Origin of the sequence: Exiguobacterium sp. s22 (assembly GCF_018617455.1) — a bacterium.
In the GTDB taxonomy this organism is placed as follows: Bacteria; Bacillota; Bacilli; order Exiguobacteriales; family Exiguobacteriaceae; genus Exiguobacterium.
Genome location: NZ_JACSKD010000005.1, coordinates 91,079 through 114,853, shown reverse-complemented (window position 1 = coordinate 114,853; position 23,775 = coordinate 91,079). Strand labels below are relative to the sequence as shown.

General features: G+C 46.1%; 29 protein-coding genes and 2 tRNA genes. 15 read left to right on the top strand and 16 right to left on the bottom strand.

Annotated elements, in window-relative coordinates:
• Nucleotide 1: 1 nt before the first annotated feature.
• Nucleotides 2–361, bottom strand: a complete 360-nt coding sequence (locus KNO94_RS10110; RefSeq protein WP_214779365.1) for a hypothetical protein — start codon at nt 359–361, stop codon at nt 2–4.
• 137 nt (nt 362–498) lie between these two features.
• On the opposite strand from KNO94_RS10110, the gene KNO94_RS10105 reads away from it, so the two are divergent.
• The 4 genes from KNO94_RS10105 (at nt 499) to KNO94_RS10090 (ending at nt 2,235) form a co-directional block, all read left to right on the top strand.
• Nucleotides 499–572, top strand: a tRNA-Gly gene (locus KNO94_RS10105).
• A 17-nt stretch (nt 573–589) separates the two neighbouring features.
• Nucleotides 590–663, top strand: a tRNA-Gly gene (locus tag KNO94_RS10100).
• Between the two features lie 156 nt (nt 664–819).
• Complete coding sequence (locus tag KNO94_RS10095; protein WP_214779363.1) at nt 820–1,620, top strand: MBL fold metallo-hydrolase; 801 nt, start codon at nt 820–822, stop codon at nt 1,618–1,620.
• 408 nt (nt 1,621–2,028) lie between these two features.
• Complete coding sequence (locus KNO94_RS10090) at nt 2,029–2,235, top strand: DUF3006 domain-containing protein (RefSeq protein ID WP_015880796.1); 207 nt, start codon at nt 2,029–2,031, stop codon at nt 2,233–2,235.
• A 49-nt stretch (nt 2,236–2,284) separates the two neighbouring features.
• On the opposite strand, the gene KNO94_RS10085 is transcribed toward KNO94_RS10090, so the two are convergent.
• Nucleotides 2,285–2,827 (bottom strand): TlpA family protein disulfide reductase, encoded by a 543-nt coding sequence (locus KNO94_RS10085; RefSeq protein WP_353047842.1) that lies wholly within the window; start codon nt 2,825–2,827, stop codon nt 2,285–2,287.
• 95 nt (nt 2,828–2,922) lie between these two features.
• On the opposite strand from KNO94_RS10085, the gene KNO94_RS10080 reads away from it, so the two are divergent.
• Nucleotides 2,923–3,777, top strand: a complete 855-nt coding sequence (locus KNO94_RS10080) for an aldose 1-epimerase family protein (protein ID WP_214779361.1) — start codon at nt 2,923–2,925, stop codon at nt 3,775–3,777.
• A gap of 36 nt (nt 3,778–3,813) precedes the next feature.
• On the opposite strand, the gene KNO94_RS10075 is transcribed toward KNO94_RS10080, so the two are convergent.
• From KNO94_RS10075 to KNO94_RS10065, 3 genes are all read right to left on the bottom strand, one after another.
• Entirely contained in the window at nt 3,814–4,032 is a 219-nt protein-coding gene (locus tag KNO94_RS10075; RefSeq protein ID WP_214742798.1) for a PspC domain-containing protein, read from the bottom strand.
• 20 nt (nt 4,033–4,052) lie between these two features.
• On the bottom strand, nt 4,053–4,760 hold the full coding sequence (locus tag KNO94_RS10070) for an SDR family oxidoreductase (protein WP_214779359.1): 708 nt from the start codon (nt 4,758–4,760) through the stop codon (nt 4,053–4,055).
• Between the two features lie 101 nt (nt 4,761–4,861).
• Nucleotides 4,862–6,022, bottom strand: a complete 1,161-nt coding sequence (locus tag KNO94_RS10065; RefSeq protein ID WP_353047841.1) for an LCP family protein — start codon at nt 6,020–6,022, stop codon at nt 4,862–4,864.
• Nucleotides 6,023–6,244: 222 nt separating this feature from the next.
• Here KNO94_RS10065 and KNO94_RS10060 point away from each other — a divergent pair, with 222 nt between their 5' ends.
• Nucleotides 6,245–7,159 (top strand): hypothetical protein, encoded by a 915-nt coding sequence (locus KNO94_RS10060; RefSeq protein ID WP_214779355.1) that lies wholly within the window; start codon nt 6,245–6,247, stop codon nt 7,157–7,159.
• A 117-nt stretch (nt 7,160–7,276) separates the two neighbouring features.
• Here KNO94_RS10060 and tnpB read toward each other — a convergent pair whose 3' ends face one another.
• Complete coding sequence (gene tnpB / locus KNO94_RS10055) at nt 7,277–8,365, bottom strand: IS200/IS605 family element RNA-guided endonuclease TnpB (RefSeq protein ID WP_214779353.1); 1,089 nt, start codon at nt 8,363–8,365, stop codon at nt 7,277–7,279.
• A gap of 387 nt (nt 8,366–8,752) precedes the next feature.
• Complete coding sequence (locus KNO94_RS10050) at nt 8,753–8,980, bottom strand: hypothetical protein (protein ID WP_214742794.1); 228 nt, start codon at nt 8,978–8,980, stop codon at nt 8,753–8,755.
• 271 nt (nt 8,981–9,251) lie between these two features.
• On the opposite strand from KNO94_RS10050, the gene KNO94_RS10045 reads away from it, so the two are divergent.
• A complete protein-coding gene (locus KNO94_RS10045; RefSeq protein ID WP_214779351.1) occupies nt 9,252–10,124 on the top strand; it encodes a hypothetical protein in 873 nt (290 codons plus the stop codon).
• A 64-nt stretch (nt 10,125–10,188) separates the two neighbouring features.
• Here KNO94_RS10045 and KNO94_RS10040 read toward each other — a convergent pair whose 3' ends face one another.
• Entirely contained in the window at nt 10,189–10,560 is a 372-nt protein-coding gene (locus tag KNO94_RS10040; protein ID WP_214779349.1) for a hypothetical protein, read from the bottom strand.
• Nucleotides 10,561–10,662: 102 nt separating this feature from the next.
• On the opposite strand from KNO94_RS10040, the gene KNO94_RS10035 reads away from it, so the two are divergent.
• Complete coding sequence (locus KNO94_RS10035; protein WP_214779347.1) at nt 10,663–11,076, top strand: VOC family protein; 414 nt, start codon at nt 10,663–10,665, stop codon at nt 11,074–11,076.
• An 11-nt stretch (nt 11,077–11,087) separates the two neighbouring features.
• Here the strand turns inward: KNO94_RS10035 and KNO94_RS10030 are convergent, their stop codons facing one another.
• Nucleotides 11,088–12,134 (bottom strand): NAD(P)/FAD-dependent oxidoreductase, encoded by a 1,047-nt coding sequence (locus KNO94_RS10030; protein ID WP_214779345.1) that lies wholly within the window; start codon nt 12,132–12,134, stop codon nt 11,088–11,090.
• A 166-nt stretch (nt 12,135–12,300) separates the two neighbouring features.
• Between KNO94_RS10030 and KNO94_RS10025 the strand changes: the two genes are divergently transcribed.
• Nucleotides 12,301–12,855 (top strand): methyltransferase family protein, encoded by a 555-nt coding sequence (locus KNO94_RS10025; RefSeq protein ID WP_214779343.1) that lies wholly within the window; start codon nt 12,301–12,303, stop codon nt 12,853–12,855.
• A gap of 36 nt (nt 12,856–12,891) precedes the next feature.
• Here KNO94_RS10025 and KNO94_RS10020 read toward each other — a convergent pair whose 3' ends face one another.
• Both KNO94_RS10020 and KNO94_RS10015 read right to left on the bottom strand, forming a co-directional pair.
• Nucleotides 12,892–13,701 (bottom strand): DUF368 domain-containing protein, encoded by an 810-nt coding sequence (locus tag KNO94_RS10020; protein WP_214779341.1) that lies wholly within the window; start codon nt 13,699–13,701, stop codon nt 12,892–12,894.
• A gap of 73 nt (nt 13,702–13,774) precedes the next feature.
• On the bottom strand, nt 13,775–14,350 hold the full coding sequence (locus tag KNO94_RS10015) for a GNAT family N-acetyltransferase (RefSeq protein WP_214779340.1): 576 nt from the start codon (nt 14,348–14,350) through the stop codon (nt 13,775–13,777).
• 100 nt (nt 14,351–14,450) lie between these two features.
• On the opposite strand from KNO94_RS10015, the gene KNO94_RS10010 reads away from it, so the two are divergent.
• Nucleotides 14,451–15,200, top strand: a complete 750-nt coding sequence (locus KNO94_RS10010; RefSeq protein ID WP_214779338.1) for a sugar nucleotide-binding protein — start codon at nt 14,451–14,453, stop codon at nt 15,198–15,200.
• Between the two features lie 56 nt (nt 15,201–15,256).
• Here the strand turns inward: KNO94_RS10010 and KNO94_RS10005 are convergent, their stop codons facing one another.
• Entirely contained in the window at nt 15,257–16,489 is a 1,233-nt protein-coding gene (locus tag KNO94_RS10005; RefSeq protein WP_214779335.1) for a cytochrome P450, read from the bottom strand.
• A gap of 87 nt (nt 16,490–16,576) precedes the next feature.
• Here KNO94_RS10005 and KNO94_RS10000 point away from each other — a divergent pair, with 87 nt between their 5' ends.
• Complete coding sequence (locus KNO94_RS10000) at nt 16,577–16,942, top strand: potassium channel family protein (RefSeq protein ID WP_214742784.1); 366 nt, start codon at nt 16,577–16,579, stop codon at nt 16,940–16,942.
• Between the two features lie 17 nt (nt 16,943–16,959).
• On the opposite strand, the gene KNO94_RS09995 is transcribed toward KNO94_RS10000, so the two are convergent.
• Nucleotides 16,960–18,312 (bottom strand): alanine/glycine:cation symporter family protein, encoded by a 1,353-nt coding sequence (locus KNO94_RS09995; protein WP_214742783.1) that lies wholly within the window; start codon nt 18,310–18,312, stop codon nt 16,960–16,962.
• Nucleotides 18,313–18,440: 128 nt separating this feature from the next.
• The gene (gene yidD, locus KNO94_RS09990) at nt 18,441–18,710 is read right to left on the bottom strand and encodes a membrane protein insertion efficiency factor YidD (protein WP_214779333.1); all 270 of its coding nucleotides are present in this window, start codon (nt 18,708–18,710) and stop codon (nt 18,441–18,443) included.
• Between the two features lie 192 nt (nt 18,711–18,902).
• Here yidD and KNO94_RS09985 point away from each other — a divergent pair, with 192 nt between their 5' ends.
• From KNO94_RS09985 to KNO94_RS09970, 4 genes are all read left to right on the top strand, one after another.
• Nucleotides 18,903–19,691, top strand: a complete 789-nt coding sequence (locus KNO94_RS09985) for a pyrroline-5-carboxylate reductase family protein (RefSeq protein ID WP_251125922.1) — start codon at nt 18,903–18,905, stop codon at nt 19,689–19,691.
• A 143-nt stretch (nt 19,692–19,834) separates the two neighbouring features.
• Nucleotides 19,835–20,071, top strand: coding sequence for a FeoA family protein (locus tag KNO94_RS09980; RefSeq protein ID WP_214779328.1), 237 nt, complete (start codon nt 19,835–19,837; stop codon nt 20,069–20,071).
• Nucleotides 20,068–22,044, top strand: coding sequence for a ferrous iron transport protein B (gene feoB, locus KNO94_RS09975; protein ID WP_214779326.1), 1,977 nt, complete (start codon nt 20,068–20,070; stop codon nt 22,042–22,044). Before KNO94_RS09980 ends, feoB begins: the two co-directional genes overlap by 4 nt.
• A gap of 11 nt (nt 22,045–22,055) precedes the next feature.
• The gene (locus KNO94_RS09970; RefSeq protein ID WP_214742778.1) at nt 22,056–22,274 is read left to right on the top strand and encodes a FeoB-associated Cys-rich membrane protein; all 219 of its coding nucleotides are present in this window, start codon (nt 22,056–22,058) and stop codon (nt 22,272–22,274) included.
• 20 nt (nt 22,275–22,294) lie between these two features.
• On the opposite strand, the gene KNO94_RS09965 is transcribed toward KNO94_RS09970, so the two are convergent.
• Together KNO94_RS09965 and KNO94_RS09960 are read right to left on the bottom strand one after the other, a co-directional pair.
• A complete protein-coding gene (locus tag KNO94_RS09965; RefSeq protein ID WP_214742777.1) occupies nt 22,295–22,990 on the bottom strand; it encodes a DUF554 domain-containing protein in 696 nt (231 codons plus the stop codon).
• A 360-nt stretch (nt 22,991–23,350) separates the two neighbouring features.
• On the bottom strand, nt 23,351–23,542 hold the full coding sequence (locus KNO94_RS09960; RefSeq protein WP_214779324.1) for a helix-turn-helix domain-containing protein: 192 nt from the start codon (nt 23,540–23,542) through the stop codon (nt 23,351–23,353).
• Between the last annotated feature and the right edge of the window lie 233 nt (nt 23,543–23,775).

The following is a 23,775-nucleotide window of genomic DNA, read 5'->3' as shown; positions in this document are numbered from 1 at the left end:
CTTACTCCCCCTTCACTTGTTTGAGCGCATCGACGAACGTTTCCCATTCCAGGTTGTCACAAACAACCTTATTTTCCAATCCCCATTCTTCATTGATTGTCAAACGTACTTCGTTCGATTCATGATGACGGATGATTTGAAGATCTCCTATGCGTATGGCATCCGGACGGATATCAAACGTTCTACTCGGTAGTCCAATCCATTTGATTCGATTCGAGCGCAACACAACGTGCCATTCTTGATCGCGATGGATTGAAAACGTCCAGCTACGGAGAGACACCGATGTGTCCGTCTGTTTTAATTGCTTCAACATCCGAAATCCTTCACCCATCAGTCGTAAATAGGATTTTCGCTCACTCATATCTGTTTTCTCCCCTTTTTTCTATTATCTTCGTTGTGGACAGGATTCTGCAACCTAAAAAGTTTTTTAAAAAAGGGTTTGCAAATTCAATTTGATATGCTATTATATCAAAGTAACGTTAAGAGCAAATACGTTTTGCGGGTGTAGTTTAATGGTAAAACCTCAGCCTTCCAAGCTGATGACGAGGGTTCGATTCCCTTCACCCGCTCCATATTTTTCTCTTTGAATGCGGGTGTAGTTTAATGGTAAAACCTCAGCCTTCCAAGCTGATGACGAGAGTTCGATTCTCTTCACCCGCTCCAATATCGACATATACGCGAGAACTTCTCGCACACATACAATGCACGGTTGAGACCTTGCAAAAGCAGAAAGTCATCAGACTTTCTGCTTTTTTTGTTGTTCTTCTAAATAAATTGGGAAAAGAATGAGTGACTCTAATCAAATGAGGAGGAACCCCATTGATTCAAGCAAAGCTGCAATCTTTCACCGTATACGAAAGTGCGTTGATGCGAACAACATCAACCCTCATTGATACTCCCGATGCCATTTTATTGATTGATCCGACGTGGCTTCCCGAAGAAATTGCGACGATTCGCCGTGACATCGAGTTACAGCGTCGCAATCGTCCACTCTATGTGATCTTCACGCATCATCATTTCGATCATATCATCGGCGCTTATGGGTTTACGGATGCAACCACAATTGCCTCACAAGCTTTTGTTGAGGCAGACTCGTCCGATCAACTTGATGAGATTCGGAAGTTTTATGAGCAGCATTACATCGATCGTCCCATCAAAAAACCCGATATTGATCTCGTCGTTGAACCTGATCAGACTTTGTTAATCGGTTCTGTACCGGTTACATTCCTTTCTACACCTGGTCATGATGCGACACATATGTCCGTTCTCATCGAGTCTATGAATCTACTCGTCTGTGGGGATTATGGTTCAAACATCGAACCCCCTTTTATCGAGCACGATTCCACGGCATACCTCGATACGTTACAGACGCTACAATCAATCATCTACGAGCATGAGATTCGTTGGTTCGTACCCGGTCACGGCGACCTGTGCGATAATCGAAGTCAGATGATTGAACGATTGAGTGCGGCCGAAGAGTATATATTAGCACTTCCTGAAGACCGCCATTGGTCCTCTTCATGGCCAGAACATTCTTTTTTCGACCGTGTTCATGAACGGAATCGAAAAATGGTAGAACAAAAAGAGACCGATCGCCGGTCTCGTCAGCAAGACTATTAAAAAAATCGCAACGTCTCCCCAAGACGTTGCGATTTCCCCCTATGTAGACCTATTTCTTTGTGACGCGTTCTGAGCGGACCGTGAACATACGGTCAACCCCATAGACAGTTACTCCCGTCAAAGCAAGTAACCCAATCATTGCAGAAGAAAACATGACCATCCCCCCATTGTTCACAGTTTCGTCATAATCACCCCGTGGTTTTATTATAGAAGACAGAACCCAAAAAAGAAAGCGTTTTCTTCAAACTTCTTTCACATTTACCATAACGTATCCTTTCCGTTATTTACCACAATACATCCACTCTGACTGTACAGACGTTTGTAAAGATGTGTAGCTTTTGTGTAATTTGGGAATAGAGGTGTAAGGATAAAAAAGAGACAGAAGCTGCTCGTCGAGGAGGAAGAGGTATGATTAAGTACGGTACATTGGTACGAATCGAGGGAAAATATGCCGTATTGAGATGGAATAACGGCTCAAGTTTCATCCCTAGACGATTCCTACCGTCCGAAGCACGTGTTGGTGATACAATCATCCGAGACAATCATCATTACTATCTAGAAGAAGATATGACTCCCAACTTTGATGCATTGATCAAGCAACATTATAAAAGCTGAACGATTTGCCCAAATCTATCGGGCAAATCGTTCAGCTTTTTTTTAGAGATCACCTTTCTGCATCAATTTGTTCTCGAAGCCATGCCTCGTCGACAGGACCTGTTTTCTTCGCGACGATGATACCATTTTCATCGAGCACGTACGTTGTCGGTAATGCTACGACACGATATTGCTGTTCGACAGTTGCTTCTTCATCTAACAAAATGGGAAACTTAACCGGGTACTCTTCTAAGAAGGCTTCAACGTCTTTTTTTCCACGACGTTCATTCTTCGTCACATTTATTCCGAGAACGGGAATCGCTGTGGACTCTTCAAAAGACACAAGCTCCGGAAATTCATCTCTACAAGGCGGACACCAAGATGCCCAAAAATTAATCACGACCGGCTTCCCTTGATATTGAGAGAGGGTAAGTGGCTCCCCTTCTAATGTTTTTAGTGTGAAGTTAGGTGCTTGTTTCCCCACTTCAAGCCCCCCTAACACCGATTCGTCTTGGACGATGGGGGCAGTCTGGTCTTTCTCTAGCGACGTCATATATTCGTCATATCCCTTATAAGCAAGTCCTGCAATCAATAAAAGGATTAGCGTTCCCACTACAATTCTTTGTAAGCGCATGATTTACCCCTTGTTTGTTTTACGTAAGATTTCTACACTTAACTTATCATAAACCGTAAAGGAGCGTGTAAATCGTGCAACTGCAAAACGAAAAAATACAGATTACCCTAAAGGCACAAGGTGCTGAGATGACGAGTTGGAAAGTATCCGGACATGAATATTTATGGCAAGGTGATCCGACCTATTGGGGGAGACAAGCTCCAATTCTCTTTCCAATTGTCGGTCGGTTGCTTGATGATCAATATGTATACGACGGAAACACCTATACGATGAGCCAACACGGTTTCGCCCGCGACGCCACGTTTGACATCGAATCATCATCAGCCACGTCAGTTCGATTCACTTTGAACGATACATCGGAATCGCGTCAATACTATCCATTCCCCTTTACATTAACCGTCTCGTATCAACTAGTCGGCGAAGAAGTGATCGTGACGTATCGCGTCCATAACCCAAGTGAAACGGTGTTACCGTTTAGCCTAGGTGGTCATCCTGCATTTAATATTCCGTTCAATGGCGGGACATTCGAAGACTATACGATTGATTTTGGGGAAGTCCGCTCACTCGATCGCTATCTGTTAGAAGGTCCTTATTTGACAGGCGCGTATCAACCACTCGGAGAGCGTCAGTACATCCCTCTTACCCGATCATTGTTCGATGACGATGCGCTGATCTTTGAGAAGGTCGAGTATGCCGCACTCCGACATCAACCAACAGGAACGGCTATCGTGATGGAAAGCCCGTCCTTCACTCATTTCGGTATTTGGTCCCCACCGCATAAAGAAGCTCCTTTCGTCTGCTTAGAACCTTGGTTCGGACATGCAGATTATAAAGGGCACCGGAAAGACTTCCTTCACAAAGAAGGAGTTCAACTCCTTTCGCCAAACGAGACGTTTGAAGCGAGTTACACCTTATATGTCGAGAAATAAAAAAGCAATCCGACGAGACGTCGGTTTGCTTTTTTGTTAGAAACGATCTTCCTGTTCCACTTCATATTCTGATGGTGGCTTTTTCATAATGATTGCCAGAATGATATAGATGAGGAGTCCCGGACCTCCTAGAAGTGCCATCGCTACGAACAGAACGCGCATGATGGTGACATCAACTTTTAAATAATTTCCGAGTCCGGAACACACTCCCGCAATCATTTGGTTACTCGGGTCTTTATATAACTTTCGTTCCATGTCATCTTCTCCTCAGTTCATTATGATCGTTGTGGGCGACGTAACGTCGTTCTTCCTCCGTTCGCCACTTCTCCACGTCCTTCAAAATCAAGCGCTTCGTTAATCGGCGTACTACCAGATTTGATTTCAATTCGACGACCATACAAACCTCGGTTGTCGAGAGATGCTGCGATGACCGTTGCGACATCTGTTTCAGAAATCGTCGCCCCATCCGCATCACTCAAGTCTTCAGATGCTTCGATTGAACCTTTACTCGGTTCATCGACAATCGTCACTGGGCAAATGATCGTATAATTCAAACCGCTGTGTTCAATATATTCATCGGCGGCATTGTTAGCTGACAAAAAGTTAAAGAGTTCTTTCGGGGCTGCGTTCGGTTGGTCTGCGCCGTATGCACTCAGTAAGACGACATGACGCACCCGCTCTTTCTTCGCAGCATCGATGGCATTCATCGCGACGTTTCGGTCAAGCAGTTCGATTTCAGCGCTCGAACCGTCCGCACCGGCAGTTGCTGCGATAATCACAGCGTCTTGCCCGCTCGTCGCCTCATGAACTTTCTTCTCAAGTTCGTTCTCAACGTCAACCGTCAATACATGCGCACCCATTTTTTCATACTCTGCTTGTAGTTCAGGATAACGAATTAAAGCGGTCACTTGATGGGTTTTCGCCAGACTCTTCAGTACACGTTTCCCGATCTTTCCTGTTGCTCCAATGACTAAAACTTTCATTCAAATTTCCCTCCTCAAAAGAGTAGTTCATTTGTTTAAAATTCCTCTTTCAAGTCAGAATCAAACCCTTTTCTTTAAATTATCTGACAGTGTTCTTTAAATTATCTGACAGTGCCCCAAATGGATAAATCAAGGGCATCACGAATCGCCTGCACACTTTCTTCTAGCGGCTCATAATAATAGATGTCATTGATGTAAGCATCTTGACCCTCGACTTGCATCTTGTTCACCTCAGGATTCGAGATCATCGTCAATCCGACAGAGGCCATTTGCAAGACGTTCATCTCTAGCCCCATCTCTTCTTTCATGAAGCGATATGTCGCCGGAATTTTTGTCCATCCTGATGGACTCGCCAATTTTTCTGCAACAGCCGTCATGACTTCTGTTTGACGATTAGAACGGGCCCCGTCCGTATCCGTTTTACGATGTCTCGCATAGGCAAGCGCCATGTCTCCATCCATCGCATAAGAAACACCTTCCGTATATTCATACGTCTGGTTAAACCCTTTCTCACTGAACGAATGCGTCGCCGTGACGTTGACTCCGTCAATCAAATCAATCAATTCCATAAACGATTCGAATGTGATGACGACTTGTCCATCGACCGAGGCATCCGTCAATTCTTCGACAGCACCGATTGTACATTCCGCTCCGCCATAGGCAAACGCGTGCGTAATTTTATCCCCTTCTCGGTCAGGTTCACACGGGATTGCCGTATACGTATCCCGTGGAATCGATACATTTTGAACCGTACGTGATCGGGGGACGAACTCCATCAACTGCAAGGAGTCTGTACGAGATCCCGACAGCGATTCTCCTACACGTGCATCACTTCCCATGATCAGGAACGTGAACGGGGAGGTCGCCACGTATCCGGCGACAAGCAAGACAATTAGGAGAAGTAGAGCGACTTTCCCTTTCCACTTTCGCTTTCGTTTGCTTGGTGGTTTTGACGCTGAATCCACTTCTCGCTTTTGTGGATTCGAGGGTTTGGATGGTCGCGTCGCTTGGTTCGATTTTCGTCGAGTCGTCTTTCGTTTCGAAAGCGACGGGATTCCTGGCATCTGTTTTCGGCGCGCTTTCGATTTCTTGTTCTCCGATTGTGCCCGTTCCCGAGACGATTCGTTTAAAAATGGATGTTCGGACTGATCAGACATCTGCTCCCGATGTTCCTGTTGCGACGGTTCACCCATCCCCTGTTCGTCCGGTTGAATCGACTTTTCTTGTTCTTGTTGTTCGAGTTCACGCTTTCTGCGTTCCACTCGTGATAAACGTTTATCATCTTTCATCATTTAGTCCTCAACTTTATCAATTTTTCTCTATTATCCCGAACCCACCTTCGTCTGACAACGATTCTTGTTAAAATCCGTCTTAAGCATGAGAGGAAAGGATTGTTTCAGATGAAAACCGGGAAAGGAATAATAATCGGTGTCTGCCCAAATCAAATGTACCATTCTCACACATATATGAAAGGAGGAGAGCTGATGCGCATCGGGAAATTACGCGTGCTGTTAGAACAATACGGTGAGGCCACATTACGCGATTTACTTGTTGAAATGTACCGTCATACTCCTAAAGATGTGATTGACGACCAAGAGTTCGATTTTATGATTAGTCAGTTCACGCGTTATAAAGAAAAAAAACATTCTGAAGAGCGGCATTCGCTCTCACAAACTCTAACATTGGCTGAACGATTCGTCGATTCCGCGTACGAACATTTATATATCCGTCAAAATCAAGTCATGTCCGAACGCGACCAAAAAAATTGGTACATTCATGCTAAAAAAATTATCCGTGACCTCGGTCATTATGCAGAAGAACACATAGAAGCGCGAACGATGTATGAAGAAATATTTTACTTGTTATCTACATCGGCCGGGGAAGAACCTCTCTTTTCAACGAGTGACCCGTTCCGTCTCTTAAAAATTTCACAAGTCACCATGCTCCAAAAACTGATCCACTACTATCAGCTCGATGCCCCGATTGATACCGTTTGGATTGACCGCGCTTTATACACCGCGCTCCACGTGCCAAAAGATGTTGATTCTACACGAATCGAATTACTCTCAACGTTACCCATCGAACACAGTCCTGCCAACACAAGAAAAATTCTTCACTCTCGACTTTTAAAGCTTTGCGATCGCATGTTAGAAAAATCTCAAACAGACGATACAGCGCTCGAAAATTATCAAGCACTGAAAATGCTAGAACTTCGCCTGCTTGTGGCAGAAGGCAATTTAAAAGAGGCGGAACAAAAACTGTTCTCCGAATATATCCCATTCTTTTCTCATCGCTCCGAACCATTTCGGGTCTATATCGACTTTTTAGAGAGCCACGGACACACCAATGAAACGAAACGTTTAAAGCGCATTGCCAAAGAAAAACGAATTCGCTTGTGAACTACTCGCCACTTATTTGCTTCGCAAATTGAAGAGGGAGCTTCTTGGGAAGACCGTACTTTTATTAGCCACGATTATTTACCAAGCTCGTCGGGCAGTCCCTGCCCTGAATGGTTGTCAGTCGGCCAGCCTCAACAGGTTGATGCTCGCGTTGATGTCACGGTCATGATGCGCGCCACAGGCACACGTCCATTCACGGACATCCACCGTCTTCTTCTCGCCTTTTACGCCGCAAGTGGAACAGATTTGAGTGGATGCGTACCAGGGATCCGCCTTGATGAGCGTCCGTCCGTAGAAGTTTGATTTGTATGCGAGTTGCCGGACGAACTCGTACCAACTGACATCTCCGATGGACTTCGCCACCTTGTGGTCCTTCATCATGTCCTTCGATGTCAATGTCTCCACGACGATGACTTGGTTCTCGTCAACGATCCGTCTTGACAGCTTGTGGAGGAAGTCCTTGCGTTGGTTGGCGATCTTTTCGTGTTTCTTGGCGAGGATCAGCCTGGCCTTCTCACGGTTCTTGCTCCCGATCTTCTTGCGTGACAAAGCGCGCTGCGCTTTCTTGACCTTCGCTTCGGATTGTCGGAGGAAGCGAGGGTTGTCGATCTTCTCCGAGACCATCGCGTCGTTCGTCATGACGGCGAAATGTTTTAGGCCGAGATCGATCCCGACCTTGTTCTCGGCTGGGATCCATGGTTCATCCTCCTGTTCGACGAGGATGGAGATGAAGAACTTGCCGGTCTTGGTCATCGAGACCGTCGCCGACCGGATGACGCCCTCGAACGGGCGATGTTGTGTGAACCGCACGAACCCGACCTTCGGCAGCCGAACCTTGCCCGCCTCGATGCGGATCGTACCGTGCTGGTTGTTCGTCGTGTAGGAGGCGCGCGACCGCCGTCTCGATTTGAAGGCCGGGAAGCCGCCCGTCCCGGTGAAGAACTTCGCGAACGCCGTGTCGAGGTTCAGCTTCGCGTTCGCGAGCGCGAGGCTGTCCGCCTCGGCGAGGAACGGGAACAGGGGCTTGTAGGATGCGGGTGTCGCCGGTTTCCGTCTCGTTCCGCTTCCCGCCTTCGCCTCCTCGCGGATGGCGATCCGGTCCTCGAGCAGCTTGTTGTAGATGAAGCGTGTGCAGCCAATCGTCCGGACCAAGAAATCGGCCTGTGCCGACGTCGGATGGAGCCTGTATGTGTAGCCTTTCAGCATGTCCGTCCTCCCTTCAGAAGATCGTGATGTGTCCTCCTCGTCCGATACCCGCGGAAGGGGAGGGAGAATCTGACGGAATCACGAACTTTTGTTCGTCACATCTGTCATAGGGAGAGCAAACTGTTGGACCGGGCGATTCATCTCCCACCTACGCCGGGCTTCGCCCCGAGACGCTTAGAGGAGGGAGAATTCTCGCCTGATTTAGTTAAAAAAAGGGAGTCAATCGATGGGATCGATTGACTCCAATACATGATATGAACGAGGGGTGTTCATTTGAAAAGGAGGACAGAAAGTTGGTGCAGAACTTTCTCCCTACATCTACTAGTATAAATGAACAATTGTAACCGTTACCAAATCACTTATTGCATTTTTGTGAACGATTTCACGTTATTCAATCGTATTCATGATTCCCAGCCCAATGACAGATAACAGGACGATTAATACGAATACATAAACCATCTCATTCGGCGATTGAAACCCTTCCTGGATCTCAACGTCTTCTTCTACAATGATATTCTCATGGATGACCACCGGTTCTGTCTCGGCTATCACAGTAGACGGGATCACGGTCATCCAACATACAGTAGCCAATATCAACTGATAGATATATTTCATGATAAACTCCTACTCTTTGGTTTCATTGTGAATAAGTATAGCACGTCTGTGTCATCCGATGCTGCGACATTTGATGAAACTCACACTTCAAGAATCGAGATGGATCGGTTTTCCTATATTCAATGATTACAATCTATTTTTCTATTTTCTTTTCATGGAGTTCATTACTTTTTCTTTAATCAGGTGTCATCATAACGCCATACACGAATCGACTAGATAACGCTTACAATTTATATAGATTCATCATCCAATGAAGAAAGAAGGATTCTCTGTGAAACGAGCACTACGTTTTGTAGAATGCAGGCAATTACCATTACAAGAGCGTATTTCCATTCAAACGTTATACTCTTTTACCAAATCCCCCATTCTCCTTTCGCCTCCTCGTCATCACCATGTATACGTTGCGTTAAACAAGAAGATTCCGCTAGCATCCATCGTCGCGAACGACGAACAACTTGAAGCGTTTCACTCGATTCAACTCTCTCAAGCGACATATAACGATCGCCATGTCTTTCGCGGACTTCTCAATCGAATCACCTATGAGCGAAGTCGAGAAACAAAACACCCAATCACCTACTATCTTCAAGAGCACGACACACAGAACCAAGATAAATTTCGAGTTTATGAAGCGGCCGGCTTTCAATACTTCCATCAAACGAAGATCTATCGACTGCCTCTCATTCCATGCGAGAAGAATACCCATAGATACTGGACACTCGAGTTAATGGATTACACAAAAAGAGCGGAATGGCTCGTATCTCGAAATACCTACAGTCATACTCTTCCGGAAGCCGTTCCGATGACAGATGAACGATTCGCACAAGAATCTCGCCAACAAACGCTTTTCTACACATTAAAGTGGTGTCAGCAACCAATCGGCTTCATGAAAGTACGATTACATATGTATCATCTTTCTATACAAGAGATGCATCTAGAATGCGAGGCTCCACAGATACGAGAAGCCATCTCTTTCCTTCAACATAAATTTTTCTATGGGTTTCGCTACATCGATGAAGCTCAAATCTCCGCAACAAGTCTGCAACCTGATTTGACGTACGCCCTTCTTCAACATGGCGCTCGAGTCTCAAACGCCAGTAGCTATGTCTTCACTCAGGAAGTTCCACCGACTCCGATTTATTCATGAATGACAAAAGACGTCGAGTCAGCCAACTCTTTCTCATTGGAAAAAGTGGTTCATTCGACGTCTTTTATTCTGCAGCAGTTGTCGACTCCATCGCCAAAGGCGGCATTTCTTTAAACAGTTCTGTTCGGAGTCCCGTGTCTCTCAAATCGAGCGATTCAATCCGATCGAATTTGATTTTGCGATCGACGACATTAAACCAATACGTGATGTTCGGTTCATCCTTGAAACGAATCGCATAATTCGATCCATTCAAGTGAAAATCAACCTCGGTAGACAGCAACTCCGCCGGACCAATCTGTTTATGGGTGGTCAACTTTTCAAGTACGACCTGTTCTTCGTTGATGCGATAATCGACAAATGTCGCAAGCGAGAGTCCAAACACAAATGATACTAGGGCGAATGCGCCCACCAAACCCATCGTGATTTTCCCGTTCATTTCGCGGTCCCTCCCTCTTCTATTATATCGGATACGCTTGAAACGTTGTGAAGTGACATTTTGTTCAACTTTAGGCACACTGTGAAGTGAGGAGGAATGTTTATGCATATTGATCATACTGGAATCGCCGTCCGAGATTTAGACGAGGCGATTGCATTCTATACGACCGTCTTAGGAGGAAAACTCGTGGATCGTTATACGAACACGGCAATTGGGGTTGAGACCGAGCTGGCCGTCATCCACATGGGAGAGGACGTCATCGAATTATTACTCCCGACAAGCAAGACGAGCCCGATCGCTCGATTCATGAAAGCTCGAGGAAAAGGGGTTCACCATATCGCATATCGTGTAGATGACTTGGACGAAGCGATTGCCACCCATAAACAGAATGGCATCACCTTTTTAGAAGACACACTGCGTACGACGGCAAAAGGAAGACGACTGATTTATATGGATCCCCGTCATTCAGGTGGTGTGATTACTGAACTTTGTGATTATCCTAAAGAAAAGCAGTGAGAGGGTCTCTCTCACTGCTTTAACATGGTTCCTTCAATCATTTGACGATTTTTCTCTTTCAACCGTTCGTTGTGCGAGGACACCATTGCGGTAGCGGTCGCATTCGGGTCAATGTAAGTTTTGGCCCGATTCACTGCATTCGCCGCATCTTGGAACGCTCCCGCGATCAGATGTACTTTCCCTTCATGCGTGAGGATATCACCGGCAGCATACAATCCCGGTACGGATGACTCGCTACCTGAGTTCCCTTTCACATAAAACCCATCCTTCATGTCGACCTGTAGTTCGCTGTTCCGCAGCAACTCCGCGTCTTGCTCATATCCGTGATTGATGACCACTTCATCGACGTCGATTACGTTCGTCTCTCCTGATTCGACATGAGTCAAAAGAACTTGTTGAATCGATTTCCCATCGTGAGAAATCAAATCTGTTACTGTAGATTGAGGGCAACAGTTGACTCGACTCTCTTTAATTTTTTCCACTTGCGCCTCATGTCCACTGAGTTCTTCTTTTCGATACGTCAACACGACCTGCTCTGCAATGGGCTCGAGCGCATTGGCCCAATCCACAGCACTATTGCCGCCACCCGATATCAAGACACGCTTGCCTTTAAAGCGTTCAAGTGATTTAACCGTGTAATGGAGGTTCGACAATTCGAACCGCTCCGCTCCGCTCACTTCAACCTTATGAGGTTTGAGGATTCCGCTCCCGGTCGCAACGATGACGGTTTTGGAAATGTGATGACCGTTCGTCGTGTCAATTCCGAATAAATCGTCTGAACGTTTGGAAATCGACTCCACCTTCTCGCCAAGAAGGACCGTCGGAGAGAAGGTGAGGCCTTGCTCGACGAGTTGGTCAATCAGTTTTGCCCCAGTCGTCGGAAGAAGTCCACCTACATCCCAGACCATTTTCTCTGGATAGACGTGTATTTTCCCACCTAAAAAAGGTTGAAATTCGATTATTTTTGTCTTCATGCCTCGTAAACCGCTGTAAAAAGCGGCATACAATCCAGCAGGTCCCCCACCGATAATCGTCACGTCGAATACTTCCTCGTTCATCGCCGCACCCTTCCTCTCTATATATAAAAATGATAATCATTCTCATTAGATGATAACCTGTTTCACTCGCTTTGACAATTTTTTTCGAAGATCGTCGCTATGCATTTGGTTTTTCCTAGGCGAAGGTCGGGTAATGAAACATGAATCAAAAGGGAGGAAGTATGTGATGGATTGGATGAATCTCCTATTAATCGTCGTGTCATTTTTTTGGCTAGTTGAGACGTGGCGATTTCGTAACCGGAACGAGGCAACAGATGGTAATGTCGAGCGAAAGAGTTTCTACTTCGTAGCAGCGGCGATGATTGGTGTGTTCACCTTGTCGATTGTCTTCTCTATCATTTTCGAATCACAGCCCTCAACGCTTCAGCGCATGATTGGACTTATTTTTTACATAGCCGGTGTGTCGTTACGCTATTGGGGTATTTTCCATTTGCGTCATCAATTTACACGACACGTCGTTGTTCGACCGGAAGACGAGCTTGTCAGTTCGGGCCCTTACCGTTTTTTACGTCATCCTCTGTACACGGGATTATTATTGCTCTCGTTCGGGTTTTCGCTATATTTTATTCATTGGGGAATCGCCTTAATCGGCGCAGGTCTTACCTCACTCGCGTTATTGTATCGAATTCGAATCGAAGAAGGCATGCTTGTCCGTCATTTCGGTCAGTCTTACCAATCCTGGTCGAAAACGCGCAAACGTCTTTTTCCCTTTATCTATTAAAAAGGAGTCCGGCTCATCGCCAGACTCCTTCGTTGTTTAGACAGCATATTTACTGAGTAATCGGACGACGACGGCTCCTGCGATGAATGCGAAGATACTGAGTACCCACATGATTCCTGAATTCGGGAGGCCAGGAAACACGACAGCGAGCGAACCAATGACTAATCCGATAATGACGGAGAACGTCATTCCCGGGAAATTCGCCAATAAGTAGCGAATGACTTTACTGCTCACAATAAATCCGACCGCAACACCCGCACCGACAATCCCGATAATCATCAGGTTGAAATTGGAGATCGCACTGATGACCGTTGGATAGACGCCAATCAATAGTAAGACGAACGACCCGCTGATTCCAGGGAGTAACATCGCCATACTACCAAGCCATCCCGAAAAGAACAACAAGAGCGCGGTTCCAAACGTCACGTCTGTAATGATAGATGAGTCAACAGGATTCAAAAATGCCATGCTTGCGATGAGTACGGTTGCGACAATCATCGCGATGACATGAATCGGGCGAATCGACGTCCGAGATTGGAATTCCACGAACAATAAAGGAATGATTCCTAAGATCAACCCGATGAAGAAAAATTGTGTCGGTTCATGATATTCCAGCAACAAGTATTCAATAAGGTGACTTAATGCGATGATCGCGGTCCCCATCCCGATTGCTAACGGAATTAAAAAGCCAATATATTTCTTCCAATATCGGCTAAACACGCCGCTAATCGCTTCGATGAGTTGATCATAGATTCCTAAGATGACAGCGATTGTCCCGCCACTCACACCGGGAATCAAGTCACTCGTTCCCATGGCCATCCCTCGCCAAATATTCTTCCACTCCATAACATTTCTCCTTTGCGTGTATCTTTCTTCAAGCATTTAGTATAGTCGAGAACAATTATTTGCGCATCCGCTTTTAGACCGAGAACGGAGTCGAATCGACTTCTTTTTTCATATAGTCAAATCGCGCGCCCGAAATGTCGATTTCCTTTTCCTTTTGAAATCCGAGACGAGTATATAAGCGATGCGCCGCAGGATTTTCTTGGTCTACATTCAATGTGACGACGGGTACACCCCGTTCCTTTGCAACCGTCACAATATGTTCGATTAACTTCGTTCCGATTCCACGACCTCCGAATGCCTCCGCGACAGCCAGCGAATCGATATATTGAACGAACCCTTCCGTCTCGACATCTAATTCTGTCGCGCTCCCATGTGCCGTCAACCATTCCCGAATCGGACGATCTAACGCTTCCGCCTCGTCCCCTCGATACGAAATGATCATGCCAGCTACTTCCCCTTCTATATCGGCGACCCATATGTTTTCGTGGCTTAAACGATTCTTCGGTTTCTCCACCCACATCGCCAATCGCTCTAATACTTCATCGGTATATGTCGATCCCGTCAACGTGTACGCAATCTCATGTATCGCCTGGTACATGAGGGGTGCAATTTGTTGACTATCTTGTTTTGTCGCTTGTCGTATCTTCATGATTGATCCCTCCATCATTTAGTCTAGCATAGCTGCCCACAACGGTAGTTTGTCTGCACTCGTTTTGTGGCATCATATAAAGAGAAAGGGGCGAAACGAAATGAGAGCAATCATTACTGGAATGAACGGCACGGTAGCACCGGTTGTTGCCGAAACTTTACAGCGCCATGGCATTGAAGGGATTGCATGGAATCGTGAGCAAGTGTCTACGACAGACGAACAGGAGATGCGACAATTCATTGAAAGCGTCCGTCCGGATTATTTTTTACATATCGGTATGGGACCGGTTGAATGGGCTGAGACGCTCGCTCGTTTATGCGGGGAGATGAAGATTCCGTTCTTGTTCACGAGTACAGTGTCGATTTTTTCAGATGATGTGACCGGACCCATCTCATCGGACACGGCACCAGATGCTGAAGATGATTATGGAAAATATAAACGTGACTGCGAACGAGCCATCGTTCGCGTCAATCCGGGTGCTCAGATTGTTCGTCTCGGATGGCAAATTGGGGATGAAGCCGGATCGAACAATATGATGGACTATTTTACGAACGAGATGAGACAACGAGGCGTCATTCAAGCGAGTGAGCATTGGTATCCATCTTGCTCATTTTTACCGGATACAGCAGAAGCATTATTCGAAATCTTGACGAAACGCGGGCCCGGCATCTATCAGCTAAACGGAAATGCCAACTATTCCTTATACGACATTGCTGTCGGGCTAAAAGAGCTTCATGACGCCGATTGGCAGATCGAATGCACGGATGAACCGAAACGAGATAACCGAATGATTGACCCATCCGTCCCCATTCGTCCGATTTCAAAGCGTCTCAAGTTGCAAACGAAATAAACCGTACCCCATACAAAACGCCTACTCAATCAAGAGTAGGCGTTTGCGTATTCGAATTATTTTACATCAGCCAATCGCAGTTTACTTTTTGGTAGACTCGGCATATCAACGAAGCTATAACTCAAGTCTTGAGGAGGAACAGTATACGAGAATTCTTCGGTAAACAATTCAATGACTTGTTCAAGGATTGCAATCGTCACGTGCTCCCCTGCACAACGATGTCCAAAATCGACATCTCCCCCTCCTTGCGGGATAAAATTGAACGGACTCTCCTTCCAGTCCATGAAACGAGCAGGATCAAATTGATCGGGTTCTGTCCAAATCGAGGAGTCGTGGTTTGTTCCATAGAGATCAAGGAGCGTCAGCGTTCCTTCAGTAAACGCGTATCCGTCCCATTCAAAATCGGTGTTGACTCGAGCTGCCGCAACCGGAAAGAACGGATAGAAACGTCTCACTTCTTGGACAAATGCCGTTTTTGAAATCTGTCCTTGCCCTACTCGTTCTCTTTCTTTAGGGAATTGATGAAGCGCTAAGACCGTAAAGAGGACATAGACCGAGATGGCAACAGTCGGTCGCAAAATGTTTAACACTTCAACAGCCACTACTTCTTCAGGCAACAGCTCACCAGATTCATCTCGATGCCACGAAAATTCATAAAGTGCCGTCTGTTTATTCGGTAACAATCGATTTGACCGTACTTCTTTGACCATTTGTCGAATCCACGCTTCAGCGGAACTTCGTGCTTTCCGCCCTTGCACATACGTCGGACCTAGGGAGGTACCCGATTCAAATAACAATCTCATTTCATCGGTCCGCTTCGCTACTTCGTCTCGCGCAAGCGGAACTCCAGACCATTCACAGACAGCTTTCATCAATACCTGTTGCGCCTCGTCATACAAAACAATTTCTTCTCCAACATGTCGGATTCGTTTCCACTCACGGTCCGTCAGCCGAAGCAGACGATCGATGTTCTCTTTTGTCATCAAGGACATGAACATACGTTTCCTGAGCGTATGTGCCACCCCATTCAACGTTTGCACCCCATCTTCCCCGAATAGTGTTTTGAGAAGACGTTTCGGCGCGGCATCCTGACGTGTAAATTTGTCCGCATCATAAAACAAGGCAGCTGCGTCCTCTCCTCCAAGACAAATCACACGCTCCCCGAGCAGGCGCGTCTCAAAGATGTCGGATTGAAAGCTCTTCCGTCGATTGGCGACGAACAAATATCCCTCTCGTAAAAAATCGACACTATGGTCGAGTCCTTCTTGCTTCGGTATGACTTTTGCCATCTACCTCACCCTTTCTCTTTTTTCGAACTATAAAGGATGTTCCCCTGTTGTTAGCGAACAAACCTAATATTGAAAGGAGCGAGTGATATGCTACCGTTCTTACTGACTTTACGTCGAATCGTACGAGGGATTTGGCGCGGACTGCGTGACCCTGAGTTCCAAGTGTTATTCAGCCTTGCCTTTCTCACCATTCTGTCCGGTACACTTTTTTATACACGATTCGAGGCGATGCGATGGTTAGATGCACTCTATTTTAGTGTCATCACGTTAACGACGATCGGGTATGGTGATTTTGCACCGCAGACTGACATCGGGAAAATCTTCACAATCGGCTATGTCATCACGGGGGTCGGTATCATGGTCGGCTTTATCACAAAGGTATTCGACCATTTACAAAAAGCACGGCTCGATGAATTAGAAGCAAAACAAAAGACACCACCCTCGGATTCATGAGGCTGGCGTCTGATCATTTAAGACACTTTTCGGTTTTCAATTTCAAGTTGTTGATTGAAGCGTTTCGTTTCCGCGATGACGACACCCGACAAGAAGAGAAGACCAATCAAGTTCGGGATGGCCATCAGACCGTTAAAGACATCGGACAGTGCCCAAACTAAGTTCAGATTGGTCGTCATGGCACCTAGCCCCGCCACAAGGACAAAGGCAATCCGATATGGAATGATTGACTTCTGCCCAAATAAGTAATGAATCGATCGTTCCCCATAATAAGACCAACCGAGCACTGTCGAATAGGCGAATAAAACAAGGCCAATGGTGACAATATATCCCCCCGCAGGACCGAGGAACAATTCGAATGTAGCCGAAGTCAATTCAACCCCTTCTAATCCCGTACCGATTTGGCCACCCATGACGAGTGTCAATCCTGTCACCGAACAGACGACAAGCGTATCTAAGAAGACTTGTGTCATCGAGACGAGTGCCTGACGACCTGGCATGTCCGTTTTCGCTGCTGCTGCAGCGATTGGGGCAGAGCCGAGACCCGCTTCGTTCGAAAAGACACCGCGTGCGACCCCATAACGGATCGCAGCCCCAATGGCACCCCCACCGATGGCTTCCGCACTGAACGTACTGCTAAAGATGAGTGAGAACGCATCCGGAATCAATGAGTAGTTCATAATCATGATGACTAAACCGCTTCCTAAGTAGAAGGCGATCATAACAGGTACAAAGTAACTGACCACTTTCCCTATAGATCGAACGCCTCCTAAGATGACGGCACCCGTAAAAATCATAATGAGAATCCCTGATATGTATAATGGTACGTCGAATGTCGTTTTAAGCGCCAATGCGACGGAGTTTGTCTGAACCCCGTTTCCGATACCAAACGCCGCAATGGATGCGAATGCCGCAAAAGCGACCGCTAACCAGCGCTGATTCAATCCTCGTTCTAGATAGTACATCGGCCCACCGGCCATCTGACCTCGTTCATCGGTCACCCGATATTTGACGGCAAGGACCGCTTCCGCATACTTTGTCGCCATCCCAAAGAATCCAGAGACCCACATCCAGACGATGGCACCCGGACCTCCTAATACGACCGCTGTCGACACCCCGACGATGTTCCCCGTACCGACGGTTGCCGCAAGGGCGGTCATGAGGGCTTGGAAGTGACTGATGTCCCCTCTCGAAGATTGATCTTGGTTTTTTGAGAACGCCAATTTCAACGCATACGGTAATTTAGTAACTTGAATCCCACCTAGACGCACCGTCAAGTAAATGCCTGTCCCCACAAGCAAAATCAAGAGCGGTGGTCCCCATACAAAGTTGGATGCCGTACTCACCCATTCACTAAATGATTGCCCCATAATAAAGTATCCCCTTCCCCGAAAAATAGTGTACGCCTCTATTTTTTCAGAATACTTAGAACAATGCAAAAGTATTGTACTAAAACAATAGTCGAATTAATCTTCTGTATAAAAACAGCGAGACGAATTTAATCGTCTCGGTGCGACTCTGGTTTTTCTCGTTGTAAAGGCGCTTTCCAATCGAATGTATCCGGCACATAGTCTAGGCCACCTGGGTGGAACGGTTGACACCGAATAAGCCGACGTGCAGTTAAATAGCTTCCTTTGATGGCTCCATGTTTTTCAATCGCTTCAATCCCGTAATGTGAACAGCTCGGATAAAATCGGCATGTTGGTGGTTTTAACGGTGAAATAAAACGTTGATAACCTTGAATTCCTTTTACGAGTACACGTTTCACTCAAATTCGCCTCACTCTTTTGAATTAGAGTCATCATAACGCGATTTGAAACGTTTGTCATGTTCATCGATTCATGTAACAAATCGTTTTCCACCTCTTTACACATGAGCAAGATGGGCGATATTCGAGAGCAGGTTTGTTATGATAGTCAACATAACTATTGACCGAATCGAAAAGAAGAGGTGACGAATGATGAATCAATTATTAATGGTCGGTGCAGGATCGATGAGTGAGGCACTCGTTCGAGGGTGGATCGACTCTGGAATCGAACCAACACAAATCACAATGACGAACCGTAGTGACCGGGAACGGTTACTCGCATTGCAAAGTGAACTCGGTGTTCAAGTCGTCGAAGAAGAAGACGTCAACGACTATGACATCGTTGTACTTGCCATGCAACCGGATGGCGTCATTCCGTACGTGGAATCGAAAGAATGGAAGACCCCATTACTCGTATCGGTTGCGGCCCACATCGAACCAAGTCAGTTAGAAGAAGCTTCCGGTCTCCCTGCCGTATGTGCGATGCCGAATACTCCTGTTGCCTATCGTAATGGAATGACGGGACTATGGTTTGGACCCGAGACGGACGAGGCGGATCGAGAGAAAGCGACTACTCTCTTTGAACGAGTCGGTCGAACGGCAGTCACCGATGCGAAGACGATGTCTGCCTTCATGGCAGCAGCAGGTTGTAGCCCAGCCTTCTTTTATGAGATTGTCGGTGCGATGACACCGGTCTTGACCGATGTGGGATATGATGAGGCGACGGCTCGTCAAATTGTCGCCCAAGCGATGAAAGGCTCAGCTGAGTTACTTTCACACGAGACACGCGCAACGAATGAACTGATCGCTGACGTGGCTGCTCCCGATGGACCGACAGACCGAGGCGTCGGTGTACTGCGTGAGCGTAACCTTGCCGACGTGATGGCTTCAGCCTTACGTGAGAGCGCTAAAGAAGAGCATGAAACGATTGAAAAGGCGTAAACGATATTCGTTTACGCTTTTTTATGTTCACTCGACCTTATTCATTATCAAATATAACTTTTTACATGAACAATATTTCACTTTTCCTGTGAACGTGATACGATAGCGAATGAGAATCGTTATCAAAAGATAGGAAGGGTATTATGAATCGATTACGTCATATCACGTTGAATCAAACCGTCATTCTATCTGATTTGACAAAAATTGATGATCGCTTGCGCCGCCGAATGATTTCACTTGGATTTTATGAAGGGTGTTCGGTACGAGTAAAACGAAAAGCTATTTTTTCAGGACCGCTCACGATTGAACAAGTAGATCATCAACAAATTATCGCCATCCGAAGATCAGATGCCGAAAAAATCGGAGTGATTGTGCCATGAATCAACGAATCGCATTGATCGGCAACCCAAATACAGGAAAAACTTCATTATTTAATCGATTGACAGGCTCGTTCGCCCACGTCGGGAACTGGGCAGGCGTCACAATCGAACAAAAAGTTGGTCAGTTGCACGGGAAAGTTGGACAGCTCATCGACTTGCCCGGTGTATACGACCTAGACCCGCTCTCAGCAGATGAGGCCATTGTTTCTCGTTTCCTACTTCACGAACCGTTTGACGGGATGATTAACATCGTCGATGCCTCGCAGCTAGAACGAAACTTACAACTCACGCTACAACTTTTAGAGATGGGGCGTCCGCTTCAAATCGGCTTAAACATGGTTGACGTAGCGGAAAGTCGTGGGATGCATGTTGATCTCGACAAATTAAAAGCACTCCTTCAAGTAGATGTCTTCCCCATTACGGCACGAACGGGAGATGGATGTGATGTCTTGCTCTCATCGATCCAAATGGAAAAACGTCAACCGTTCGAGTTGAACTATGGTCTTGAAACAGAAGAAGCGATTACACAAATTCTTCGTTTAACGGGCCTTTCAAGAACAGATCGTTGGATTGCGATTCAATACTTGGCTGGGAATCGAATCATCGTTGACCATTTAGAGACGTCCTTCCCGGATGTCGTCACCGTTCGTAAGCATCTCGAAGCCACTCTCGGACGTTTTGCACACGCACATATCACTGAGCGTCGTCGCGATTGGGCGAAACAGATTCGACACCAAGTCATTGAAAACCAAAATGCACAGGACGTGACGATGACCGATCGTATCGATGCCGTCGTGACACATCCCATTTTAGGTTTGCCCATCTTCTTCGGGGTCCTGTATGCGCTGTTTCATGTGACATTCAACTGGATTGGTGCACCGCTCTCCGATGCGTTAGACGGACTATTGTCTGGTCCGATCACATCAGGAACGGTTTGGATGTTAGAGGCTGTAGGCGCTTCTCCATTCATTCAAGCCCTTCTCGTAGACGGCGTCATTGCAGGTGTCGGGGGCGTATTGGTTTTCGTCCCGCAAATCTTTGTACTCTTTTTCTTCATTTCATTTTTGGAAGACTCGGGATATATGGCTCGAGTCGCCATCGTGATGGACCGTTTCATGCAACTCGTAGGGCTGAACGGAAAAAGCTTCATCCCGATGATTATCGGGTTCGGATGTAACGTCCCTGGAATCATGGCTGCCCGAACGGTGGAAGAGGAACGAGAACGTCTTGTTACCATCTTCATCTCACCGTTCATGTCTTGTTCGGCCCGACTTCCGATTTACGCTGTGTTTGCGGCAAGTTTCTTTGCCACTCATCAAGCGCTCGTCGTTCTCTCGCTTTACATGCTCGGAATTCTTCTTGCCTTGATTGCCGCTAAAATCTTTACGAAGGCACTAGCCGCTGAAGATCAGACAAGCTTATTCATCGTCGAACAACCCCCATATCGTGTCCCTCAAGGACTAACGTTGTGGCGTAGCACTTGGCAAAAAGCCAAAGGTTTCGTTCGAAAAGCGGGTACATTTATTTTTGGTGGTTCTGTGTTCATCTGGCTACTTGCCTATTCAGGTCCAAATGGCTTTGATGTACCGATGAACGAGAGCTTCTTGGCCCTGATCGGTGGATTGATTGCGACAGTACTCATCCCTCTCGGATTTGGGACTTGGCAAGCAGGCGCCTCGCTCATTACCGGATTCTTGGCAAAAGAAGTTGTCGTGTCTACAATGGCAATCATCTATGCGGTCGGCGAATCAGATTTATCGGAGTCGCTATTGCCCATCTTTACCCCGCTCAGCGCCTATAGCTTCATGGCATTCGTTTTGCTGTATGTCCCTTGTTTGGCGACAGTCGCGGTCATCCGGCGAGAAGTTGGTAGTGCCAAGTTGACGTGGTTCGCCAGTTTATATGGTCTTGGCGTTGCCTATGTCGTGTCGCTGATCATTTATCAAGTTGGTCGCTTATTCGGATTTGCGTAAGGAGGAAGATCATGTCATTCTTTGACCTACTCATCGGATTCATTGTTTTTGGATATGCCGCATTTTCACTTTACCGCTACACACGTAAAGCAAAAGGCGGGAAATGTGCAACATGTGAAATTGAACCGACCTGTACAACGGCATGCGACGCAGCCGATTGGGATAAAATCATTGCGGAAGCTCTACAAAAAGAACCTTCAACTTTGCATTCAACCACGAAAAAAGACTGAATCGAATTCAGTCTTTTTTCTTATAGCATATGGATCGTCGTGACAATCATCGCGACCACAAGAATGCCAGGCAATAAGTTAGCCACTCGTATTTTTGTAATACCAACCAAGTTCAAGCCAATCGCCACAATCATTACCCCACCGGTCGCGGTCATCTCTAAAATAAAGCTGTCCATAAGCGACTCTGGAATGAATTTCATGATTTGAATGGCGAGTAGTGCGATTCCGCCTTGATAGATGAGTACAGGTACAGCTGAAAACATCACACCGATTCCAAGTGTCGAACTTAACACGAGGGCTGTAAAACCATCAATCAAGCCTTTTGTATACAATACATCGTGGTCGCCCCGTAACCCACTGTCAAGTGCGCCAATGATCGCCATCGCTCCAATCACAAAGATGAGCGTGGCCGTCACAAACCCTTCCGCTACACTCGATTGACTCCCAAGACGCCGCTCCAGGCGATAACCGACTTCATTCAACAATTCATCTAACTTCCACCATTCCCCTAGCGCAGACCCGACGACAAGACTTCCGATGACAATCAAGAAGTTTTCACTTTTCATTCCCATCTGAATGCCAAGCAAGATGACCGCAAGTCCGATTGCGGCTGTCACCGTCTCTTTCATCCGCTCTGGAATACGATGAAATAAAAGACCTAACAATGCCCCGATGACGATTAATCCGGCATTGACGAGCGTTCCCGTTAGCACCATGCAACATTCCCCGTTTCGTTATGTATGTTAAGGAATATACCAATTGCTTTCGTTTCATGTCAACATACAAAAAAAGAGCCACTTCTCGCAAGAAGTGGCTTCGCGGAAACCCATGTTCCGGTGGGTTTCTCGAGGGTTTGGCACCCAAGTGATTCTGACTGGGCTCGAACCAGCGACCTCTACCCTGTCAAGGTTATGGTATATCTTCTTAACTAGTTACACATAATTACAAATAGTGACTGAAACCCTTATGTACCAACACTCTTTAACATTCTATTTCTCAATCAATGCTATTTAGAAACAACTAGTTTCATTTAATATCCCTCCGAAATCCCTCCAAAAAAAAGAAGTGACATGAATTCATGCCGCTTCTTTCCCGTTCAGCCAATTAAAAAATATCTCACGACTCACTCTAAATTGTTTACCTACTTGAACAATGTAAAACTCTTTACTTTTCATCAAATCGTATGCTGCGGACTTACCAATATTCATAATTTTCGCAACATCATCCGTACTGAGTACCAAAGGAACTTCTTTTTCATTTTTATACAAAAAAAACACCCCTCTTTGAATTTAGACAAAAATATCCCGTTACCCATAAAAGTGTAAGAAGATATTTAAATGTCTTTTTTCAAATTAGAGATTTATATTTGTAAGAATAGAATATACCATCAAAAAGCAACTAGAAAACATATAGGATTAATTTAAACTGTAAATGAAAATTAAATTGTAAATAAAAAATCAATATGGTGGACGATACAAAGCGATGTAATGTTAATATTTTT

What these genes read in the sequence shown, in the direction of transcription:
- KNO94_RS10075 (WP_214742798.1), bottom strand. Translation starts at nt 4,032, where the DNA reads ATGGAACGAAAGTTATATAAAGACCCGAGTAACCAAATGATTGCGGGA.
- KNO94_RS09965 (WP_214742777.1), bottom strand. Translation starts at nt 22,990, where the DNA reads ATGGTGCTAACGGGAACGCTCGTCAATGCCGGATTAATCGTCATCGGG.
- KNO94_RS10040 (WP_214779349.1), bottom strand. Translation starts at nt 10,560, where the DNA reads ATGAACGGGAAAATCACGATGGGTTTGGTGGGCGCATTCGCCCTAGTA.
- KNO94_RS09985 (WP_251125922.1), top strand. Translation starts at nt 18,903, where the DNA reads ATGAATCAATTATTAATGGTCGGTGCAGGATCGATGAGTGAGGCACTC.
- KNO94_RS10000 (WP_214742784.1), top strand. Translation starts at nt 16,577, where the DNA reads ATGCTACCGTTCTTACTGACTTTACGTCGAATCGTACGAGGGATTTGG.
- KNO94_RS10015 (WP_214779340.1), bottom strand. Translation starts at nt 14,350, where the DNA reads ATGAAGATACGACAAGCGACAAAACAAGATAGTCAACAAATTGCACCC.
- KNO94_RS10020 (WP_214779341.1), bottom strand. Translation starts at nt 13,701, where the DNA reads ATGGAGTGGAAGAATATTTGGCGAGGGATGGCCATGGGAACGAGTGAC.
- KNO94_RS10030 (WP_214779345.1), bottom strand. Translation starts at nt 12,134, where the DNA reads ATGAACGAGGAAGTATTCGACGTGACGATTATCGGTGGGGGACCTGCT.
- KNO94_RS09980 (WP_214779328.1), top strand. Translation starts at nt 19,835, where the DNA reads ATGAATCGATTACGTCATATCACGTTGAATCAAACCGTCATTCTATCT.
- KNO94_RS10110 (WP_214779365.1), bottom strand. Translation starts at nt 361, where the DNA reads ATGAGTGAGCGAAAATCCTATTTACGACTGATGGGTGAAGGATTTCGG.
- KNO94_RS10010 (WP_214779338.1), top strand. Translation starts at nt 14,451, where the DNA reads ATGAGAGCAATCATTACTGGAATGAACGGCACGGTAGCACCGGTTGTT.
- KNO94_RS10070 (WP_214779359.1), bottom strand. Translation starts at nt 4,760, where the DNA reads ATGAAAGTTTTAGTCATTGGAGCAACAGGAAAGATCGGGAAACGTGTA.
- tnpB (WP_214779353.1), bottom strand. Translation starts at nt 8,365, where the DNA reads ATGCTGAAAGGCTACACATACAGGCTCCATCCGACGTCGGCACAGGCC.
- KNO94_RS10025 (WP_214779343.1), top strand. Translation starts at nt 12,301, where the DNA reads ATGGATTGGATGAATCTCCTATTAATCGTCGTGTCATTTTTTTGGCTA.
- KNO94_RS10090 (WP_015880796.1), top strand. Translation starts at nt 2,029, where the DNA reads ATGATTAAGTACGGTACATTGGTACGAATCGAGGGAAAATATGCCGTA.
- KNO94_RS10005 (WP_214779335.1), bottom strand. Translation starts at nt 16,489, where the DNA reads ATGGCAAAAGTCATACCGAAGCAAGAAGGACTCGACCATAGTGTCGAT.
- KNO94_RS10060 (WP_214779355.1), top strand. Translation starts at nt 6,245, where the DNA reads ATGCGCATCGGGAAATTACGCGTGCTGTTAGAACAATACGGTGAGGCC.
- feoB (WP_214779326.1), top strand. Translation starts at nt 20,068, where the DNA reads ATGAATCAACGAATCGCATTGATCGGCAACCCAAATACAGGAAAAACT.
- KNO94_RS09995 (WP_214742783.1), bottom strand. Translation starts at nt 18,312, where the DNA reads ATGGGGCAATCATTTAGTGAATGGGTGAGTACGGCATCCAACTTTGTA.
- KNO94_RS10035 (WP_214779347.1), top strand. Translation starts at nt 10,663, where the DNA reads ATGCATATTGATCATACTGGAATCGCCGTCCGAGATTTAGACGAGGCG.
- KNO94_RS10050 (WP_214742794.1), bottom strand. Translation starts at nt 8,980, where the DNA reads ATGAAATATATCTATCAGTTGATATTGGCTACTGTATGTTGGATGACC.
- KNO94_RS09970 (WP_214742778.1), top strand. Translation starts at nt 22,056, where the DNA reads ATGTCATTCTTTGACCTACTCATCGGATTCATTGTTTTTGGATATGCC.